Raw genomic sequence first — 19,825 nt, 5'->3', positions numbered from 1 at the left:
CATCGGGCCGTGCCTCCCCGGAAGGCTCCGGAGCCGGTCTCACCAGCCCTCCGCAGGCGTTTTACCTCTCGGCCAGCCCGGCCGCGAGGATGTTCTTGGCCGCGTTCACGTCGCGGTCGTGGACGGTCCCGCACGAGGGACACCTCCACTGCCGGACGTTCAGCGGCATCGAGCCGTGCATGTGTCCGCAGCCCCGCGCCGAACACAGCTTCGATGAGGGGAACCAGCGGTCCACCGTCACCAGTGTGCGCCCGTACCAGGCCGCCTTGTACTCCAGCATCGAGCGCAACTCCCGCCACGAGGCGTCGGAGATGGCGCGGGCCAGAGCGTGATTCTTGACCAGGTTGCGGACGGTCAGGTCCTCGATCGCGAGCGTTTGGTTCTCACGCACCAATCGAGTGGTGACCTTGTGCAGGAAGTCCCGCCGCCGGTCGGCGATCCGGGCGTGGGCCCGGGCGACCTTCAGCCTGGCCTTGGCCCGGTTCGCGCTGCCCTTGGCCGTGCGGGACAACGCGCGCTGCGCCCTGGCCAGCTTGCGCCGACCGGCCCGCTCGTGACGCGGGCCGGCAATCTTCTCTCCGCTGGACAGGGTGAGCAGATGGGTCAGCCCGGCGTCGATCCCCACGTCCACCGGCGCGGGCGGAAGCAGACTGATCTTCTCTTCGACCAGCAGCGACACGAACCAGCGGCCGGCCGCATCCTTCGACACGGTCACCGTGGACGGCTCCACGTCCCCCGGCAGCGGACGCGACCACACGATGGCCAACGGCGCGTCCATCTTCGCCAGCTTCAGCACGCCATCCCGGAAGGAGAAGGCGTTGTTCTGGAACGTCGCCGACGCCCGTGACTTGTGCTTGGACTTGAACCGCGGATACTTGGCGCGTCGGGCGAAGAAGGTGTTGAACGCCACCTGCTGCTGACGCAACGCCTGCTGCAACGGCACGTTCGACACCTCGCGCAGGAACTCCAGGTCCGGGTCCTGCTTCCACGCGGTCAGCCACTTCGCGGTGTCCACATACGAGGTCGATGCATGCTCGTCGGTATAGCGGCGATTGCGTTCGGCCAGCGCCTTGTTCCAGACCAGCCGGACACAGCCGAACGTGCGGTGCAGCAGATCCGCCTGTTCAGGAGTCGGATAGAAGCGGTACTTGTAGGCCCGCTTCACGACCTGGGACATGCTTAACATGATATCGCATGATCGTGTCAAAGCTCGCTCGTTTGTCCCGGCCCATCTCCACCCTGAAGGACGGAGCCTGCGGTCTTCAGGGCCTTGATCACGGTGCCGTACGGCGGCGGCTAGGGCGCCAGCGCCTCCAGCGCCTCCTCGGCCCGGCGCATCGCCTCCCCCGCGCCGGCCGCGGGGATCTCGCGGTCGAAGTTCAGGTCGTGGAAGACGTCCGTGACGCCCTGCGCGGCCAGCCCGTCCACGTCGCGCCTGATCTTGTCGTACGTTCCGGTCAGCGGACGATCCTCATCCGCGGCTCTGACCTGGGTGACGCCGCGGCACACGAAGCGGAACCCGTCCGCGTCCCGCCCGCCCGCCGCCAGCTCGTCCTTGATCAGCCCGATCCGGCCGGCGATGGCGGCCAGGTCCTCCCTGCTGGAGCTGACCCAGCCGTCGGCCAGCCGCGCCGCGCGGCGCAGCGCGACCTCCGCCGTGCCGCCGAGCAGGATCCGCGGCGGCCCCGGCACGGGCTTGGGGTCGATGTGCGCGGGCGGCACCCGGTAGAAGTCGCCGTCGTGCTCGACGACGTCGTCGGCCCACGCCTTGCGCAGCACCTGCACGAACTCCTCACCCCTGCGCCCGCGCCGCGCCATGTCCACGCCGGTCGCCTCGAACTCCTCGGGCAGCCAGCCCAGGCCGAGCCCCGCGGTGACCCGGCCGCCGGAGAGCGTCTGCAGCGTGGCGAGCTGCTTGGCCAGCAGCACGGGCTGCACGTACGCGTTGACCACCGCGACGCCCAGCCCGATGCGGCTGGTCACGGCCGACACGTGGGCCAGGGTGATCAGCGGGTCGTGCACGGCGCGGTAGGTGCCGCCCATGGGATGGCCGACCGGGTACAGCAGCCGCTGGAACGTCCAGAGCGCGTCGTAGCCGAGCTCCTCGGCCCGGACGGCGATGCGGCGCATGTTCTGTGGTGTGGCCCAGGGCCCTGACACGGGTACGGCGAAACCGACTCTCATGAGATCTAGTCTGTATGAGTGGGTCTTCGAGCGGAGCTGGCGGGTATCGCCGAGGCGTACGGCGGCACGGGCAAGCCCGTGTTACACCCGACGCGTACGGACGTCGTGGTGTTGCGGATGGGACAGGTGGTGGTCAAGGCCCATTCGGCCCGCGACGACGCCGACGAGCTGCGGCCGAGGTTACGCGCCGTCGCGTCGGCCGCGGTCAACGGCGTGATGCTGCCCCCGCTGGAGCCCGAGGTGCTGTCGGCGGCCGGGCGCGCGGTGACGGTGTGGCCGGCGGGCCGCCCGGTCTCGCACGAGGATCCCGATTCCGCGCCGTGGGAGGAGGGCGCCAGGCTGCTGGCCAGGCTGCACGCCACTCCCCTCACGCTGCTGCCGGGGCTGCCGGCGGCGGGCGGTCCCGCCAGGGCGGCGCGGGCGGTGGGCCGGATGGTCGGCGACGGCCCGGTCGAGCAGCTCGTACGGCGGGCGTTCAAGGAGTTGCCGGAGCCGCCTCCGCTGCCCGGCCTGCTCACGCACGGCGACTGGCATCTGGGCCAGCTCGTCCACCGGGACCGGTGGCTGCTCATCGACGTGGACGACCTGGGCGTCGGCGACCCGGCCTGGGATCTGGCCAGACCTGCCGCCTGGTATGCCGCAGGGCTGCTCGAACCGGCCGTGTGGGAACGCTTCCTGGGGGCGTACCTGGCCTCGGGCGGTCCCGCGCTCGGCCAGGGCGACGACCCCTGGGCGCGGCTCGACGTGCCCGCCCGCGCGCTCACCGTGCAACTGGCCGCCGTGGCGGTGATGAACGCGGACTACGAAGGCCGGGAACTGGACGAGGTCGAACATTCGTTAATCGAATCGTGCAACAGAATCGTCAGAGCGTGACGGAGTTGTGCGCGGTAGGTTTCACTTTGGAGACCTCAAAGCCAAGGAGAGCGACTTAGATGCAGTGCCCTAAGTGCCGCGGAAACATGCGGACCTATGAGCGCAACGGCGTCCACATCGAGCAGTGTGACAACTGCCGCGGGATCTTCCTCGACTACGGCGAGCTGGAGACCCTCAGCCGGATGGAGTCGCAGTACCACGCGCCTCCTCCCCCCGCCCCCGGACACGCCCCCGGCCCCGCCTGGGGCGCCCCGCACCACGGCGGCGGCCACTATGGCCACCGTCGCAAGAAGGACAGCTGGGTGGGCATGCTGTTCTCGACCTGATGCGGAAAGGCCGCGCACCCCGGGGGTGCGCGGCCTTCTCGGCGAGCCTCCAGAAGGAGAAATATCCCCAAATGGGGTAATTGTCCGAATTTGATGGGTTCAGCTGGGGAAATCCTCCGGGTTCACGGGCGCGGTGCGGGCATTGCCGCCGGAGATGACGTGCAGCGTGATGCGATAGTCGTGCCAGAGGACCTGGGTGGCGGTGAACGTCGTCTTGAACTTCACCGTCTTGTCGAACCGCTCGAAACTGCAGTTCCTGGTGAACGCCCTGCTCTTGCCCTCCCAGTCGGCGCCGTGCGTGAAGTAGATCTTGTAGCTGCCGTCCCGCACGCCCCTGACCTTGAACTTCGCCTTCTTGCGCACATAGACGCTGAACGCCTTGCTGCCGCCCCTGACGACGGTCACCACGCCGTCGAGGCTGCTGCCGTTGTTGATCTCCAGTGAGCCGCGGCCGTTGAGCGTGCCCTTGCGGATGTAGGAGCCGTTGCTCAGCCTCCTGCTCTGCCGGTTCCCCGCCTTGACCGAGACGACGTCGGCCGGGTAGTCGCCGGCCTCCTGCAGTGCCCGGCCCGCCTCGTCGAGCGTGCCCAGCTTGTCGCCGAGGTCGGCGAGCACGGCGGAGGAGGTGCACAGGTCCCGCGCGCCGACCTTGCCCGAGGTGGAGCCCAGCTCGGTGGCGACGTCGCGCAGGCTGCTCACGTACGCCTCGTGCTGGGCGCGTACGGCCTCGGGCGGCGTGAGCGCGGACAGCGCGTCGGCCGCGCCGGTCAGCGTCTCCTCGGCCCGCCCCACCCGCTGGTCCAGGGCCTTGACGCCGCGCGCGGAGGCCAGCGCGGAGATGGCGTCGGCCGTCGGCTTGCGCCTGCTCTCCAGCTCGCCCTTGTACGCCTCCGGCGTCAGCGCCGCCGTGCTCTGGCTGCCCGGGGTCCCGCCCGTGGGACCGCCGTTGACGGCGCCACCGCCGCCGGCGACGCCCGTGACCCTCGGCTCGCCGCCGGTGGACGCCGGCGTGCCGGTGGAGCACGCGCCAAGGGTGGAGAGCGTCGCCACAGCCACAACGCAGGAGATCAACCGGGGTCTAACCACCTGCCACACTATCGTCCGGTTCATCCCCAACCGTCAATGACGTTTCGGCCAGTCCCTCGTCCCGATCCTGCCGCAGCCAGCGGGTGATCCCCAGGGTCTCCAGGAACGGCAGGTCGTGGCTGGCCACGATGAGCGCCCCCTTGTACGCCGCCAGCGCCTGCGCGAGCTGCCGGACGCTGGCCATGTCCAGGTTGTTGGTGGGCTCGTCGAGCAGCAGGAGCTGCGGCGGCGGCTCGGCCGACAGCAGCGCGGCGAGCGTGGCGCGGAACCGTTCGCCGCCCGAGAGCGTGCCCACGGCCTGGTTGACCCGGTTCCCGCGGAACAGGAAGCGGGCCAGGCGGGCGCGCACGTCGTTCACCGAGGCGGACGGCGCCACCGCGCGCACGTTGTCCACCACGCTCAGGGCGTCGTCGAGCAGGTCGAGCCGCTGCGGCAGGTAGCGGACGGGCACGTGGGCGCCCTGCTCGACGATGCGCCTGAGCAGCGTGGTCTTGCCCGAGCCGTTGGGGCCGAGCAACGCGATCCGCTCGGGCCCCCGCACGACCAGCGTCTCCAGCACGGCCACCCGCCCGGCCGCCCGCGCATCCTGCTCCTCCGGCGCACCCTGTCCCTCCGGCACGCCCTGTCCCTCCGGCACGCCCTGTCCCTCCGGCACGCCCTGTCCCTCCGGCACGCCCTGTCCCTCCGGCACGCCCTGTCCCTCCGGCGCACTCCCCTGCTCCGGCACGGCCTCCCGCTCCGGTGCCGCCTTCCCGGCCCGATCCTGCTGCCACTCCAGAGGGAAGGTGAGGACGGTGCGGCCGGCGGGCACCTCCGTGCCCGGGAGCTGGATGCGGATCTCGGCGTCCTCGCGCACGGCCAGCTCGGCCTCGGTCAGCCTTTCACGGGCCTCCTCCAGCTTGTCGATGTGCAGGTTGCGCTGCTTGCCCGCGTTCACCTGGGCCTTGCGCTTGAGGGTGCCCGCGACGATCTTGGGCACCCGCTTGTTCTCGAACGCCTTCTGACCGGTCCGCGCGGCCCTGTCGAGCCTGGTCCTGGCCTCGATGAGCTCGCGCTGCTGGCGGCGTACCTCGCCCTCGGCGTTGCGCACCGAGCGCTCGGCGGCCTCCTGCGCGGTGGCGACCTGCTCCTCGTAGGAGGTGAGGTTGCCGCCGTACATGCGCACGTCGCCGTCGCGCAGCTCGGCGATCTGGTCGACCAGTTCGAGCAGCGCCCGGTCGTGGCTGACCACGAGGAGCACCCCCTGCCAGGCGGCGACCGCGGCGTACAGGCGCCGCCGCGCCTCCAGGTCGAGGTTGTTGGTGGGCTCGTCGAGCAGCAGCGCGTCGGGCCGTTTCAGCAGCTGCGCGACCAGCGCGACCATGATGGTCTCGCCACCCGACAGCGTGCCGACCGTGCGGTCCAGGCCGATGTGGTCCAGCCCGAGCCGGTCCAGCTCGGCGCGGGCGCGCTCCTCGACGTCCCAGTCGTCGCCGACGGCGGTGAAGTGCTCCTCGGCCACGTCACCGCTCTCGATGGCGTGCAGCGCGGCCCGCTTCCCGCTGATCTCCAGCAGGTCGGAGACGGTACGGTCGGCGCCGAGCGGCACGTTCTGCGGCAGATAGCCCACCACCCCCGAGACCGACACGGATCCGGACAGCGGGGCCAGCTCCCCAGCGATGATCTTCAACAGGGTCGACTTGCCCGACCCGTTGACCCCGATGAGCCCGGTACGGCCGGCGGGGAACGCGGCGTCGAGCCGGTCGAGCACCCTGGTCCCGTCGGCCCAGCCGAAGGACACGTGGTCGATGACAATGGAAAATGACATAAGGCGGTTCCCATCACAAAAGTCGAAATTTCGTGACTTGGCGGGAATCACCGCATACGCACGCGACACGTGGAAACCAGGCTTCGCCGCGGCCCGCAATCGGGGGACGAGGGTGCCTACGAGGTCCAGGTGATGCGCACGTGCCCAGGAAAGGGCGGAACGGCGCGGTGCCCGCGACCTCAGACCCTCACGTCAACTGCCCCCGTAGATTGGCGATAAGACGCTGGGCACTATACACGAGCCCGGAGCACATCGCAAGCAGACACCCCAACCTCGTACCCGACCCGCGACGCCACGCCCTTGATCGGCCGTGACCATCGACTGAGACGGTGCCGCCGTCCTAGAGTCGGGGCCAACACCCCCAGGAGGTCCGGCATGTCCAGCATTCCCTCCCTGTTGCGCGACCGCATCGCGGCGACCCCCGACGCCGAGGCCTACCGTGTGCCCTCGGACGGCGCGTGGGCCTCGTTGTCATGGCGCGAGGTGGGCGAACGGGTACGCGCCCTGGCCCTGTCCCTGTCCGGGCTCGGCTCCGCCCCCGGCACCCGGGTGTCGATCCTGTGCTCCACCCGCCTCGAATGGATCCTCTGCGACCTGTCGGTCCTGGCCACCGGCGCGGCCACGACCACGATCTACCCGTCCAACACGGCCGCCGAGTGCGCGTTCGTCATCACCGACTCCGGCAGCACGATCGTCATCGCCGAGAACGACGAGCAGGTGACCAAGCTGCGCTCGGTGCAGAAGGAGATGCCCGACGTCACGCACGTGGTGGTCATCGACGGCTCCCCGAGCGACGACGGCTGGGTGGTCACGCTCGACTCGCTGACCGGGGCGGAAGGCGAGGACCGGCAGGCCGCCTACGACACGATGGTGGACGCCATCGCCCAGGACGACCTGGCCACGCTCATCTACACCTCCGGCACCACCGGCCGCCCCAAGGGCGTGGAGCTGACCCACGACAACTGGCTCTACGCGGCCGGCGCGGTCCGCGAGATAGACCTGATCTCCCCCTCCGACCTGCACTTCCTGTGGCTGCCGCTGTCGCACTCGTTCGGCAAGCTGCTGGAGGTCGTGATGATCGACATCGGCGTGCCCACCGCGATCGACGGCCGCCTGGACAAGATCGCCGACAACCTCGGCGAGCTGCGGCCGACGGTCATGGCCGCCGCGCCGCGCATCTTCGAGAAGATCCACAACACGGTCGCGGCGAACATGATCCGCGACGGCGGCGTCAAGCTGCGCATCTTCAACTGGGCGCGCAAGACGGGCCTGCGGGTCAGCAAGGCGAGGCAGCGCGGCGCCACGATCCCGATCACCACCCGCGCCGAGTACGCCCTGGCCGACCGCCTGGTCTTCGCCAAGCTGCGTGATCGGTTCGGCGGCCGGATCCGCTACTTCATCTCCGGCGCGGCCCCGCTGAACCAGGACGTCGCCGAGTTCTTCGACGCCGCCGGCCTGACGATCCTCGAAGGGTACGGCCTGACGGAGTCGTCGGCGGGCAGCTTCCTCAACCGGCCGGAGACGGTCAGGTTCGGCACGGTCGGCGAGCCGTTCCCCGGCACCGAGGTCCGCGTCGCCGACGACGGCGAGATCCTCATCCGGGGGCGCGGCATCATGCGCGGCTACCACGGGCTGCCGGCCGAGACGGCCGAGGCGCTGGAGGACGGCTGGCTGCACACGGGCGACATCGGCGAGGTGGACGAGGCCGGCCGGCTGCGCATCACCGACCGCAAGAAGGAGCTGATCAAGACCTCGGGCGGCAAGTACGTGGCGCCGACGTACCTGGAGGGCCGGATCAAGGCGGCCTGCCCGTACGTGTCGCACGTGTTCGTGCACGGCGACCGGCGCAACTACGTCACGGCGCTGGTCACCCTCGACATGGAGGTGGTCGGCCCGTGGGCGCGGGCCGAGTCGCTGCCCACGGAGGCCGAGGAGTTGCGCGAGCACCCGCGCATGCGCGCCGAGGTCGAGCAGGCGATCACCCGCGTCAACGCGGACGAGGCCGGCTACGCCACGGTCAAGAAGTTCGCGATCCTGGCCGAGGACTTCTCGGTGGAGACGGGCGAGCTGACGGCCAGCCTCAAGATCAAGCGCAAGGCCGTCGAGGAACGCCACGGCACCACCCTCGACTCCTTCTACACCTGACGCACTCGCCGAGGGCGCCGGCGGCTGTTCACAACACCCGCTTGGCGCCCGGCAGGGACCGTACCAGGTAGGCCAGCCACCAGCACAGCGGCAGCGCGAGCGCCAGCATGACGGCGAACTTCACGATGGCGAGCGTGTCCAGCCACTGCAGCGCGTGGCCCAGCCCGACCAGCACGAGCGGGTGGATGATGAAGACGGTGAAGGCGTGCTCGGACAGGAACCGGCCGCGCGGCCCCTGCGTGTTGTGCCGCTTCCTGAAGTAGGCGGAGAACGCGAGGATCAGGCTGACCGCGAAGACGGACTCCCACAGGGCCGTCAGCCCCGACGACAGCGCCCCGGTGGTCACGAGCGAGGGCACCAGCAGCACCGGCACCGACGCACCTGCCACGGTGAAGCCCAGCGCGGAGGCCCGCTCGGGCAGCGTCTCGAACCAGCCGCGCCGGAAGGCCACGCAGCCCAGCACGAACATGGCGGCGTACTGCGGCAGGAAGCTGGGCGTCGGCAGCCCGATCACCGGCCAGTACGTGTTCGTCGGCACCAGCAGCCGCCAGGCGAACGTGGCCACGGCCAGCCCCAGCGTGAACAGCACGATCCACTTCAGCCTGAGCGGGGCGCTGCGCTCGTCGAGCGGCGCGCGCACGGCCCGCCAGGCCGCGTACGCCAGCGCGAAGACGATCAGCACCTCGACGAACCACATGGGGCCGGGGTCCCAGGAGATCAGGTAGTACTCCCAGAAGGACAGCTCACCGCGCCCCAGCACCCCGCCGATGCCGGCCAGCGGGCGCAGCAGCAGGAGGTAGACCAGCAGCGGGATGCCCAGCCGCACCAGCCGGTCGCGCACGAACACGCGCGGCCCCTTGCGGTCGATGGAGCCGGGGGTGAAGAAGCCGGAGATCAGGAAGAAGAACCCCATGAAGAACGCCTGGTCGGCCACGACCAGGACATCGAGCGCGATGCCCGTGGGGTCCTTGGCGGGCTCGGAGTAGTACCACAGGGGGATGTTGCCGTAGGTGAGCGCCACGTGGTGGGCGACGACCAGCGCGGTCAGTAAGATCCGCAGGTTGTCCACCGCGTACAGGCGCGTGCGTGTCTCCACCTTCATGCCTTGCAGGCCCTTTCCATAAGATCGGCGAGTTCCGCCGCGTGCGCGTTCAAGTCGTGGCCCGGGTTGGCGATCCAATACGCGAACATGTTGTCGACGGCCGCCTGATGGGTGACGGCCATGACACGGCGGTCGAACGGCCGGAACTCCCCGCTCTCCTGGCCGAGGCGGAAGATCCCCTCGATCGGCTGGTAGAGCCCCTCGTTGGTGTGCATTCCGTAGCGGAGCTCGCCGTCGGCGGTGCGCAGGTTGATCAGGATCTCGCCCAGCGCCTTGATGTGGGTGCGGTGGTCGGCCATCTGCTCGGCCACGCTGAGGATGTGCGCCCTGAGCAGCTCGGTCGCCGTCGTCAGACCGTCCATCCTCACCACCACGTTCTCGGCGATGCCTCCGTAGGTGCGCTCGACCACCTCCTCCATCAACTCCTCCTTGCCGGTGAAGTGGTAGGAGATGACGCCCTTGCTGATGCCCGCGTGCTTGGCGATCTTGGCCAGCGACGCCTGCGCGAAGCCCACCTCGGCGATGACCTCGATGGCGCTGGCCACGATCTGGGCCCGTCTGGCCTCCTCGATGAAGGAGCGTCCTTTCTGGCCCGCTGGCTCATTTTCTGGCCGCATGGCCAAAATTTAACACACACGGCCTGGTTTTGTCCCGCCGGGCCAGTTTCTCAACCGAGCCGCGCCTGGTAGACCGCCCTGGCCTGCTGCAACAGGGACATGTGGTCGCCGACCTGGTACGGGCTGGCCAGCCTGCCGTGCTGCTTGATCAGGTCCTCCAGCAGGTCCAGCCACTCCAGGCACCACAACACGTCCTCGCGCCTGGCCACCTTCCTGCCGTCCAGGTCCACGTACACCGGGCTGGTCAGGGCGTAGCCGGTGGAGGTGAGGGTGCGCGGATGGGGGTCGCACAGGACCTCGGCCATCACGTACGTGGGCGCGTCCACGACCAGTTCGGCCGTCACGGTCAGCGGGTCGTCGCCCCGGCCGGCCGCGCGCAGCCGCTCCGCCCCGGCCCGCGTGCCGTCCGCCGTGCGGATGCGCACCGCCACCACCTCGGGGCCGATGGCGGTGGCCGTGACGCTGATGCGCTCACCCCTGCGGGCGTCGATCACGTGTCCCGGGCCGTGGCCGTTCACGCTCAGCTCCAGCCAGGGGCCGGTGGTGGCGAACGTCCGGCCGGCACGTACGGCCTGCGCGAAGGACCTGGCGGTCAGCTCGCCCTCGACGCGCGCGTACACGCGGGCCCATCCGGGCGGGTTCGACTGGTTGTCCGACCGGGTGAAGGAGATCATCGCGTCCGTGCCCGCGGTCACCGCCATCCGGTTGCCCGCGCCGATCAGCCGCCGGTACACCGCCGCGGTGGCCGGGATCGAGGCGTGGGTGAGCACGTCGAGGCTGTCCACCAGCCCCAGCGCGGCGTCGGCGACCAGTTCGCGGGCGGCGCAGTTGCGCGGCACGGGCGACACGACGCCCTTGGGCGGGTCGCCGTCGCCGATGGGCGTGCGGAAGGGGTGGCTGTAGCCGACCAGCGCCCCGAGCCCGCGCAACTCACGCAGCCCGTCGGCGTTGGGCGGCCAGTCGGCGTCGCCGTCGAAGCCGGTGTGGTAGCGGCCCGGGGCCGCGCGGGGCGCGAAGGCGTAGATGTGACCGAGCAGGTCGTTGCGGTACTCCACGCCCATCCTGGCCACGTGCGTGGCGTCGGACCACGGCAGGTCCCGGTCCGTCCAGTGCTCCAGCGCCTCGCGGTCGTAGACGCGCCTGCCCGAGACGTTGCCCGCCAGCAGGTTGAGCACGTGCAGGTCCTCGCCGTGCTGGGCGACGGCCGCGTCGGCGGGCACGGCCACCATGTCGCCCGCCCAGTTGAGGTGCACGTGCATGTCGCCGCCGTACCAGCCGCGGGCGGCCGCGTCGTACAGGCGGGCGGGGGCCAGGCCGACGCGGTGCTCCAGGCCGGGGCGCGGGGTCAGCTCCAGCCTGGCCTCGCCGTACTCCATTCCCCTGGCGGCCGTGATCGTCAGTGACGTGCACGGGACTTCGAGCATGAGGTCGTCGCCGTGGAAGTACGGGCGGCCGTGGTAGTCGTAGCGGTGCGGGGTGTCGGGCGGGAACCAGCCGCTGCCGTCGGCGGCCACGACGCTCCACCGGCACGGCCTCCCGGCCCGCAGGCGCAGCCTGGAGGACTGGATCGGCCGCAGGAGCGTGTCCAGGCGGAGCCGGACGCCGTCGGCGACGACGATGCTGTCCTGGTCCACCTCGACCAGCCAGGCGCCGCGCGGGGGCAGGCAGCGCTGGGTGTCGTCCACGCTGACCTGGCAGGGCGCGTCCCGCTGGGAGTCGAACAGCAGCGAGATCCGCTCCTCGCCGCGCCCCGGCAGCGACGCGGCGGGGGCGAGCTCATCCTTCCAGGAGCTCGGCGCGGCGGCGCCGCCCTGCTCGGCCGCCCGCGCGCCGCCCGCCAGCACCTCGAACGGCAGGTCCCTGCCCCAGCGCCCGGCCGCTCTGCCCGCGACGCGCGCCCGCCAGGGGAGCAGGATCGTGCGCGGCGCCCCTTCGAGCTTGACGCCGCCCTCCTCGATCCGCACGGCGACCAGGTGCCCGGGCAGCAGGCCGTCGAGGGTGTCGCGCAGCACCCGGTCGTAGTCCGGCTCGGCCAGCCGGGCGGCGACCTGGTCGCGCGGCTCGTCGGGGTGCATCTCGGCGACCGCCTCGGCGACGAGCCGCCAGAAGCGGTCGAACAACGACGGCGGCAGCACCCTGCGCCTGGCGAAGAACTTCACGTAGTGGATCTCTGGTTCGCCCCAGGTGATCCCGTGCTCCTCCAGCAGACGGCCGTACTCCTCCAGCTCGTCGGTCACCCTGCCGGGCAGCATCGATTCCGCAGCCATGAGCCCTCCCCACTGTGGTTGGGCGTCATCGTGACATGGATCACGCACACGCTCCGTCCGCACCCGGCTCCGGAGAGGGGAAGAATTCAACCTCGGAGGAGGTATCTCCACCCGGGGGGTACCGATGCTGCTCCGGCCCCGCCGGGCGCAAGGGTCAAAGCCGCTTGAATGCGGACAGAAGTCGGTCGGCCGCCAGAGAAGGCGTCAGCCCGCCTTCGAGCACTTCGCGCTCCACCTCTTGCGTGATCGCCGCCACCTCCGGGTCGTCGCGCAACTCCGACAGCAGCCGGTCGGTCACCAGCGCCCACGTCCAGCGGACCTGCTGGCGGCGGCGCTTGGCGGCCAGGTCGAGCCCGCCCTGGTGGGCCAGCACCCGCTGCCAGAGCTTGTCCAGCCCGTCCCCGGTGAGCGCGCTACAGGTCAGCACGGCGGGCGGCCCCTCGGAGCGGAGCATGCGCAGCGCCCCCGACAACTCGCGGGCCGCCTTCCTGGCCGGCAGCTCGTGCTCGCCGTCGGCCTTGTTGACGGCGATGACGTCCGCCAGCTCCAGCACGCCCTTCTTGATCCCCTGGAGCTGGTCGCCCGTGCGGGCCAGGGTCAGCAGCAGGAACGTGTCCACCATGTCGGCCACGGCGGTCTCCGACTGGCCCACGCCGACGGTCTCGACCAGGACGACGTCGAAGCCGGCCGCCTCCACGACGACCATGGCCTCCCTGGTGGCCTTGGTGACGCCGCCGAGCGTGCCGGAGGTGGGCGAGGGGCGGATGAACGCGGCGGGGTCGGCCGCCAGGCGGGACATGCGGGTCTTGTCGCCGAGGATGCTGCCGCCCGTCCTGGTGGAGGAGGGATCAACGGCCAGCACGGCCACCCGGTGACCCTGTGCGGTCAGGCGGGTGCCGAGCGCGTCGATGAACGTGGACTTGCCCACGCCGGGCACGCCCGACACGCCCACCCGGCAGGCCCGTCCGGACATAGGGGTGAGTTCGACCAGAAGTCGTTGCGCGAGGGCGTTGTGATCGGGCCGCCTCGACTCCACAAGCGTTATGGCACGGGCGATCCAGGTACGCGAGCCCTCCCGGACACCCCGCGCGTAGTCCTCCAGCGAGTGCACCCGCTTGGCCCCTTTCTTCCCAGTTGATCAGCTTATCTTCTGACAAGGTTTGACTTTTGCCAGTAGGGTGCTGGAGTTCACCTCAGCCGTCACAGGAGTCACTCCCCTCATGCCCAACGTCGAATCCCTCCGCGAGGGCGACCCGGCAGCGGTGGGGCCCTACCGGCTGGTCGGACGGCTCGGCGCGGGCGGCCACGGTGTCGTCTATCTCGGCCAGGCCCGCAACGGAACCCCCGTCGCCGTCAAGGTGCTGCGCGAGGGGCTGGCCGTGGGCGACCGCCTGGCCAGGGACATCGCCGCGGCGCGCAAGGTCGAGCCGTTCTGCCTCGCGCAGGTGCTCGACGCCTCGACCAGCGGCAGGCCGTACATCGTGTCCGAGTACGTGGACGGGCCCTCGTTGCAGCAGACCGGCCGGCTCGGCGGGGCGGACCTGCAGCGGCTCGCCGTGGCGACCGCGACCGCGCTCGACGCCCTGCACCAGGCCGGGGTCGTGCACGGGGACCTCACGCCCGCCAACGTGCTGCTCGGCCCCGACGGGGCGCGGGTGGTGGACTTCGGCGTCGCCGCGGCGCTGGGCTCGGGCATGAAGGCGACCAGCAACATCGTGGGGACGCCGGCGTACATGGCGCCGGAGCAGCTCGCCGGGAAGCCGGTGGGGGCCGCGGCGGACGTGTTCTCGTGGGCCTCGGTGATCGTGTACGCGGCCACGGGCGTCCCGCCGTTCGGCGACGACGCGCTGCCCGCGGTGATCAACCGCATACTGAACGAGCAGCCGCAGCTCGCGGACCTGGGCCGGCCGCTGCGCGAGATCGTGACCGTCTGCCTGGTCAAGGATCCCGGCGCCCGGCCCGCGATGCGCGACGTCCTGCTGCGCCTGGCCGCCCCCTCGCGCCGGCCCTCGTCCCCGCACCAGACTCCGGCTCCCTTCGCGGCCCCGCACCAGACCCCGCCCCCGGCTCCGTTCGCGGCCCCGCACGCGACGCCCGAGGCGGCGTTCGAGCGGCCCCAGGAGGGCATGGCCCAGGGGCGCGGGCCGCACACCGAGCCGGCCACGCAGGACAACGTTCCCGGTCCGGGAGGCTCGCCCCTGCAGGCGCTGTTCGACATCTCCTCGCCGGTCGAGCAGCCGCCGCCCGCCGCCGGGTACGGGACACAGGACCATGCGGCGTCGCAGAGCGGCGCTCACTCGCGGCAGCCCACGCCGCCGACCGGCCCGGTCCCGGGGGTGCACCAGCACCAGGAGCCGGAGCAGCCGGTGGGGGCTCAGCACCACGAGGCGCGCCCGCTCTATGAGCCGGCCCCGCACGAGCCGAACCCGCCCTATGAGGCGGCCCGGCCCCACGAGGCGAACCCGCCGCATGAGGCGGGCCGGCGGCGCCAAAGGTCCCAGCCCCACGAGGCGGTCCAGCAGGCCCAGCCTTATGAGGCGGTCCAGCAGGCACAGTCCTATGAGGCGGCGGCCCAGCAGTTCCAGGCCGCCCAGCCGTACCAGGCTCACGCGCAGCAGGAGCAGCCGGTCCCGCCGCAGGAGCCGGTCCCGCGGGCCGCCGTCAAGCCGCGCAAGGGCCGGCGGGCCAAGAAGGTGCTGATCGCGGTCGTCTCCGGGGTGTCCGTGTGCGCGCTGGCCGCCGCCATCGTCTGGCTCACCCCCACCGAGCCCACGCCGAAGACCAGGAACATGTCGGTCGTCAGCGGCGTCCCCACCACCTCCGCGCCGGCCACGCCGTCCGCCGGGGACACCCGTACCCCCAGGCCGACCCCGCAGACGGACGGCACCCCCGACACCGTCACGGACGACGGCGACGGCGTCGTGTCGACGCCGGGCGCGCAGGAGGGGCTGAAGGTCGTCTCCGTGCGCGCGAACGGCACCAGGAACGGCGAGTGCTGGTCCGGCGGCGAGGTGACGCTGCGGGCGCTGGTCCGCCGCACGGGCGAGCCGGTGACCTTTGAATACAGCTGGATCATCGACGGCACGTCCGTGGGCCGCTCCTCGGCGCTCGTCTCCGAGAACGGCCGGCGGTACGTCACCGCGCCGAGCGGCCTGGAGAGCACCGGCGGCACCCACCGCGTCACCCTGCGGATCACCTCGCCCGTCACCGCCCAGAAGACGATCTCGGTCGCGATGTGCGAGCAAGGCGCCTACTGACGGCTTTCCAGCTGCCGCAGCAGGTCGAGGGCGGCGGTGGCGATCACGGTCCCCGGAGGGAAGATCGCCGCCGCGCCCACGGCCCGCAGCTCGTCGTGATCGCCGGGCGGGATGACGCCGCCCACCACGATCATGATGTCGGCGGCGTCCAGGCCGGCCAGGGCCTCGCGCAGCGCGGGCACCAGCGTGAGGTGCCCGGCGGCCAGCGACGAGACGCCCACGATGTGCACGTCGGCCTCGACCGCCTGCCTGGCGACCTCCTCCGGCGTCTGGAACAGCGGGCCGACGTCCACGTCGAAGCCCAGGTCGGCGAAGGCGGTGGCGATGACCTTCTGGCCGCGGTCGTGGCCGTCCTGGCCCATCTTGGCCACCAGGATGCGCGGGCGGCGGCCCTGCGCCCGCTCGAAGTCGGCGCAGGCGTCGCGGGCGCGCTCGATGTCGGCGTCCTGGCCTGACTCGTCGCGGTACACGCCAGTGATGGTACGCACCTGCTCGGCGTGCCGGCCGAACACCTTCTCCAGGGCCTCGGAGATCTCCCCCACGGTGGCCATCGCGTGGGCGGCGTCCACGGCCAGCTTGAGCAGGTTGTGCTCCAGGCCGGGGGCGGGATGCCCGGCGGCCTTGGTGAGCGCGTCGAGGGTGCGCCGCACGGTCGCGTCGTCGCGTTCGGCCCGCAGGCGGGCGAGCTTGGCCAGTTGCCGGTCGCGTACGGCGCTGTTGTCGACCTTGAGCACCTCGATGTCCTCGTCCGCGTCCGCGCGGTACTTGTTCACGCCGATCACCGGCTGGCGGCCGGAGTCGATGCGGGCCTGGGCCCGCGCGGCGGCCTCCTCGATGCGCAGCTTGGGCAGCCCGGCCTCGATGGCCCTGGCCATGCCGCCGGCGGCTTCGACCTCCTGGATGTGGGTCCAGGCGCGCTCGGCGAGGTCGTGGGTGAGGCGTTCGACGTAGTAGGAGCCGCCCCACGGGTCGATCACGTGGGTGGTGCCGGACTCCTGCTGCAGGAGGAGCTGGGTGTTGCGGGCGATGCGCGCGGAGAAGTCGGTGGGCAGCGCCAGGGCCTCGTCCAGGGCGTTGGTGTGCAGCGACTGGGTGTGGCCCTGGGTGGCGGCCATGGCCTCCACGCAGGTCCTGGCGACGTTGTTGTAGACGTCCTGGGCGGTCAGCGACCAGCCGGAGGTCTGGCTGTGCGTGCGCAGGCTCAGCGACTTCGGGTTCTTCGCGCCGAATCCGGACACGAGCCTGGCCCACAGCAGCCGGGCGGCGCGCAGCTTGGCGACCTCCATGAAGAAGTTCATGCCGATGCACCAGAAGAACGACAACCGCGGCGCGAACCGGTCGATGTCCATCCCCGCGGCGACCCCGGCCCGCAGGTACTCGACCCCGTCGGCCAGCGTGTAGGCCAGCTCCAGGTCCAGCGTGGCCCCGGCCTCCTGGATGTGGTAGCCGGAGATGCTGATGGAGTTGAACTTCGGCATCTTCTCGCTGGTGTAGGCGAAGATGTCCGAGATGATGCGCATCGACGGCGCCGGCGGGTAGATGTAGGTGTTGCGGACCATGAACTCCTTGAGGATGTCGTTCTGGATCGTCCCCGCGAGCTGCTCCGGCGCGACGCCCTGTTCCTCGGCCGCCACGATGTACAGCGCCAGGATCGGCAGCACGGCCCCGTTCATGGTCATGGACACCGACATGCGGTCGAGAGGGATCCCGTCGAACAGCTGCCGCATGTCGTAGATCGAGTCGATCGCCACGCCCGCCATGCCCACGTCGCCGGCCACGCGGGGGTGGTCGGAGTCGTAGCCCCGGTGCGTGGCCAGGTCGAAGGCCACCGACAGGCCCTTCTGCCCGGCGGCGAGGTTGCGCCGGTAGAAGGCGTTGGAGTCCTCGGCCGTGGAGAAGCCCGCGTACTGGCGGACCGTCCAGGGCTGGTTGACGTACATGGTGGGGTACGGTCCGCGCAGGTAGGGGGCGACGCCGGGGTAGGTGCGCAGGAAGTCGAGGCCCGCCAGGTCGGCGGCGGTGTAGAGCGGCTTGACCGCGATGCCCTCGGGCGTCTGCCACACCTCGCCCACCGGCTCCGGCCCCGCACTGTCCCGCTCGGGCAGGGGGTTGAGCGGGATGCTGGAGAAGTCCGGGATCATCGGGTCACCTCCAGGTGGTCGAAGGTCTCGCGGAGCACGGCCAGCGCGTCGCATCCGGCGTGCAGGTTGCCCTCCACGCCCTCATAGGTTCCCTTCCCCGCCAGCCACACCTTTCTCGCCCCTGCCCGGCGCAGGGCCGCGGCCACGGCGGTGGCGTGCTCGGCGTACAGCTTGTCGCTGGAGCACAGGCACGCGACGGTGGCGCCGCTGACGGCGAAGGCGGTGGCGATCTGCTCGGGGTCGGCGCCGGGGCCCGCCGTCTCGGTGGCCAGGCCGCCCGCCTGGAACAGGTTGGCGGCGAACGCGGCCCGCGCGGTGTACGCGGCGAGGGCGCCGATGGTGGCCAGGAACACCTTGGGGCGCTCCGGCCGGGCGTCGGCCAGGTCACGCAGCCGCTCGAACGGCTCGGCGTAACGCACCTTGGGCAGCCCGCGTCCCGGCCCGGGGAGCTTGGACGGCTCGGGGGGCTTGGACGGCTCGGGGGGCTTGGACGGCTCGGGGGGCCGTGCGGGGGCCGGGCGGCGTACGGGCTTCTCGTTCAGATCGGGGAACTCGCTCACCCCGGTCAGCGGAAGGCGGCGGTGGGCGATGTCGTCGTCGCGGCGGGCCCGGGTGGCGGCGACCCGCTCGGACACCAGGTCACCGGCCTCCCCGATCCCGCCTGCCGCCTCGATCTCCTGGAAGAAGACCCAGGCCGCCGCCGCCAGGTCGGCGGTGCGGCGTTCGACGTACCAGGAGCCGCCCGCCGGGTCGATCACCCGTCCCAGCCCCGACTCCTCCAGCAGCAGCGACTGCGTGTTGCGGGCGATGCGGCGGGAGAAGCCGTCGGGCAGGCCCAGACAGGCGTCGAACGGCCGCACGGTCACCGCCTCCGCCCCGCCCACTCCGGCGGCGAAGCAGGCGACGGTGGTGCGCAACATGTTCACCCACGGGTCGCGGGCGGTCATCATGGCCGCGCTGGTGACGGCGTGCTGCCGCTGGCCGCCGGCCTCGGGCGCGCCGCAGACCTCGGCGACCCTGGCCCACAGGCGGCGGGCGACCCGCAGCTTGGCGATGGTGGCGAACTGGTCGGCGGTGGCGGCGTACCGGAACTCGATCTGCCCCAGCGCCTGCGCCACGGACAGCCCGCCGGCGGTCAGCGCGCGCAGTTCCGCGACGCCCCGGGCGATCGAGCAGGCCAGCTCCTGCGCGTCGCTGCCACCCGCGTCGTGGTACGGGGTCGCGTCGACCACGATGGCCCGCAGCCCGGGAAACTCGGCGGCGCAACGCAACGCCAGCTCGACCCCGGCGGGCCCGCGCACGGCGGAAGCCCCCAGATTGCCACTGAGCGCCCCCACGGCAGCGACGGAGGCCCCCAGGCTGCCGCTGACCGCTCGCGTGGAAGCGGCGGAGGGCTCCAGATTGTCGCTGAGCGCCGCCTTGGCAGCGGCGGAGGGCCCTGAGGAGTCCCCCGGAGTGGCGTGGCTGCCCGGATCGCCGCCCGGCTCCGGGCCGGACGCGCGGGTGGCGGCCAGGGTGAACAGGGCCTCCGCGGCCTCGCGTACGGAATCCCCGGCCTCCAGGACGACGGGGGCCAGGTCGAGGTAGACGTCCTTGAGCACCGCGCCCAGCTCGCCGACCGGGATCGCACCGTCACCGACGACCAGCCACAACGAGGTGACGCCGTTCTCCAGGTCGGCCAGCACCGCCTCGGGGTCGGCCACCGCGTGCCGTTGCCGCACGTCCCAGCCGGCCACGGCCCGGGAGCCGCGCACGTACGGGGCCGCGCCCGGCAGCCCGGGATCGCCCGGCAGGTCGCCGGCGTCGTAGAGCGGCGCGACGGTGACCCCGTCGTAGGTCGTCCTCGACAGGGCCCGCTCCGGCGCGTCGGTCTCCGCCCCGGACTTGCGCAGCACCTCCGCCGCCAGCGCGCGCCAGTCGTCCCGGGATGTGGACGCGAACCCCGCTGCCAGTTCCATGGTTCGGATAGTAGGCCGAACCACTCCCCCTCAGTAACCGAGGCCCACCCCTACCCGACCGG

14 protein-coding genes are annotated in these 19,825 nt (G+C 71.6%); 4 read left to right on the top strand and 10 right to left on the bottom strand.

All coding sequences use genetic code 11. The annotated features are described in order from the left end of the window. Positions 1–61: 61 nt before the first annotated feature. Together AB0I81_RS56290 and AB0I81_RS56285 are read right to left on the bottom strand one after the other, a co-directional pair. Positions 62–1,177 carry an RNA-guided endonuclease TnpB family protein gene (locus AB0I81_RS56290; RefSeq protein ID WP_360677245.1) on the bottom strand — a complete coding sequence of 372 codons (1,116 nt, stop codon included), beginning with the start codon at positions 1,175–1,177 and terminating at the stop codon, positions 62–64. A gap of 119 nt (positions 1,178–1,296) precedes the next feature. Then, positions 1,297–2,184 (bottom strand): TIGR03619 family F420-dependent LLM class oxidoreductase, encoded by an 888-nt coding sequence (locus tag AB0I81_RS56285; RefSeq protein ID WP_360677243.1) that lies wholly within the window; start codon positions 2,182–2,184, stop codon positions 1,297–1,299. 18 nt (positions 2,185–2,202) lie between these two features. Between AB0I81_RS56285 and AB0I81_RS56280 the strand changes: the two genes are divergently transcribed. Both AB0I81_RS56280 and AB0I81_RS56275 read left to right on the top strand, forming a co-directional pair. Then, on the top strand, positions 2,203–3,057 hold the full coding sequence (locus AB0I81_RS56280) for a phosphotransferase (RefSeq protein ID WP_360677241.1): 855 nt from the start codon (positions 2,203–2,205) through the stop codon (positions 3,055–3,057). Between the two features lie 59 nt (positions 3,058–3,116). Continuing rightward, positions 3,117–3,383, top strand: a complete 267-nt coding sequence (locus AB0I81_RS56275; protein ID WP_360677239.1) for a zf-TFIIB domain-containing protein — start codon at positions 3,117–3,119, stop codon at positions 3,381–3,383. A gap of 99 nt (positions 3,384–3,482) precedes the next feature. On the opposite strand, the gene AB0I81_RS56270 is transcribed toward AB0I81_RS56275, so the two are convergent. Both AB0I81_RS56270 and AB0I81_RS56265 read right to left on the bottom strand, forming a co-directional pair. Beyond that, entirely contained in the window at positions 3,483–4,433 is a 951-nt protein-coding gene (locus tag AB0I81_RS56270; protein ID WP_360677237.1) for a hypothetical protein, read from the bottom strand. A gap of 28 nt (positions 4,434–4,461) precedes the next feature. Next, a complete protein-coding gene (locus tag AB0I81_RS56265) occupies positions 4,462–6,276 on the bottom strand; it encodes an ABC-F family ATP-binding cassette domain-containing protein (RefSeq protein ID WP_360677235.1) in 1,815 nt (604 codons plus the stop codon). Positions 6,277–6,651: 375 nt separating this feature from the next. Between AB0I81_RS56265 and AB0I81_RS56260 the strand changes: the two genes are divergently transcribed. Next, positions 6,652–8,421 (top strand): long-chain fatty acid--CoA ligase, encoded by a 1,770-nt coding sequence (locus tag AB0I81_RS56260; protein WP_360677233.1) that lies wholly within the window; start codon positions 6,652–6,654, stop codon positions 8,419–8,421. A gap of 28 nt (positions 8,422–8,449) precedes the next feature. Here the strand turns inward: AB0I81_RS56260 and AB0I81_RS56255 are convergent, their stop codons facing one another. The 4 genes from AB0I81_RS56255 to meaB all read right to left on the bottom strand — a co-directional run bounded on the left by AB0I81_RS56255 (position 8,450) and on the right by meaB (position 13,518). Then, on the bottom strand, positions 8,450–9,517 hold the full coding sequence (locus tag AB0I81_RS56255) for an acyltransferase family protein (protein ID WP_360677231.1): 1,068 nt from the start codon (positions 9,515–9,517) through the stop codon (positions 8,450–8,452). Positions 9,518–9,519: 2 nt separating this feature from the next. Further along, positions 9,520–10,140 (bottom strand): TetR/AcrR family transcriptional regulator, encoded by a 621-nt coding sequence (locus AB0I81_RS56250; RefSeq protein ID WP_360677229.1) that lies wholly within the window; start codon positions 10,138–10,140, stop codon positions 9,520–9,522. A gap of 50 nt (positions 10,141–10,190) precedes the next feature. Next, positions 10,191–12,407: a CehA/McbA family metallohydrolase gene (locus AB0I81_RS56245; protein WP_360677227.1), complete on the bottom strand. Its 2,217-nt coding sequence runs from the start codon at positions 12,405–12,407 to the stop codon at positions 10,191–10,193. A gap of 154 nt (positions 12,408–12,561) precedes the next feature. Continuing rightward, positions 12,562–13,518, bottom strand: coding sequence for a methylmalonyl Co-A mutase-associated GTPase MeaB (meaB, locus tag AB0I81_RS56240; protein ID WP_360677225.1), 957 nt, complete (start codon positions 13,516–13,518; stop codon positions 12,562–12,564). A gap of 109 nt (positions 13,519–13,627) precedes the next feature. On the opposite strand from meaB, the gene AB0I81_RS56235 reads away from it, so the two are divergent. Then, positions 13,628–15,664: a protein kinase gene (locus tag AB0I81_RS56235; RefSeq protein WP_360677223.1), complete on the top strand. Its 2,037-nt coding sequence runs from the start codon at positions 13,628–13,630 to the stop codon at positions 15,662–15,664. Here the strand turns inward: AB0I81_RS56235 and scpA are convergent. Continuing rightward, positions 15,658–17,805, bottom strand: coding sequence for a methylmalonyl-CoA mutase (gene scpA / locus AB0I81_RS56230; RefSeq protein WP_360677221.1), 2,148 nt, complete (start codon positions 17,803–17,805; stop codon positions 15,658–15,660). The two genes, AB0I81_RS56235 and scpA, sit on opposite strands and share 7 nt — an antisense overlap. Beyond that, on the bottom strand, positions 17,802–19,763 hold the full coding sequence (locus tag AB0I81_RS56225) for a methylmalonyl-CoA mutase subunit beta (protein ID WP_360677219.1): 1,962 nt from the start codon (positions 19,761–19,763) through the stop codon (positions 17,802–17,804). The genes scpA and AB0I81_RS56225 overlap by 4 nt, the downstream gene beginning before the upstream one ends. Positions 19,764–19,825 lie beyond the last annotated feature (62 nt).

This window comes from Nonomuraea sp. NPDC050404, from assembly GCF_040655495.1.
Lineage (GTDB): Bacteria > Actinomycetota > Actinomycetes > Streptosporangiales > Streptosporangiaceae > Nonomuraea.
Note: the sequence above shows the minus strand (reverse complement) of the source record. Positions and strands in the feature narration are given on the sequence as shown.

What these genes read in the sequence shown, in the direction of transcription:
- AB0I81_RS56265 (WP_360677235.1), bottom strand. Translation starts at nt 6,276, where the DNA reads ATGTCATTTTCCATTGTCATCGACCACGTGTCCTTCGGCTGGGCCGAC.
- AB0I81_RS56290 (WP_360677245.1), bottom strand. Translation starts at nt 1,177, where the DNA reads ATGTCCCAGGTCGTGAAGCGGGCCTACAAGTACCGCTTCTATCCGACT.
- AB0I81_RS56225 (WP_360677219.1), bottom strand. Translation starts at nt 19,763, where the DNA reads ATGGAACTGGCAGCGGGGTTCGCGTCCACATCCCGGGACGACTGGCGC.
- AB0I81_RS56250 (WP_360677229.1), bottom strand. Translation starts at nt 10,140, where the DNA reads ATGCGGCCAGAAAATGAGCCAGCGGGCCAGAAAGGACGCTCCTTCATC.
- AB0I81_RS56260 (WP_360677233.1), top strand. Translation starts at nt 6,652, where the DNA reads ATGTCCAGCATTCCCTCCCTGTTGCGCGACCGCATCGCGGCGACCCCC.
- AB0I81_RS56275 (WP_360677239.1), top strand. Translation starts at nt 3,117, where the DNA reads ATGCAGTGCCCTAAGTGCCGCGGAAACATGCGGACCTATGAGCGCAAC.
- AB0I81_RS56235 (WP_360677223.1), top strand. Translation starts at nt 13,628, where the DNA reads ATGCCCAACGTCGAATCCCTCCGCGAGGGCGACCCGGCAGCGGTGGGG.
- AB0I81_RS56245 (WP_360677227.1), bottom strand. Translation starts at nt 12,407, where the DNA reads ATGGCTGCGGAATCGATGCTGCCCGGCAGGGTGACCGACGAGCTGGAG.
- AB0I81_RS56285 (WP_360677243.1), bottom strand. Translation starts at nt 2,184, where the DNA reads ATGAGAGTCGGTTTCGCCGTACCCGTGTCAGGGCCCTGGGCCACACCA.
- scpA (WP_360677221.1), bottom strand. Translation starts at nt 17,805, where the DNA reads ATGATCCCGGACTTCTCCAGCATCCCGCTCAACCCCCTGCCCGAGCGG.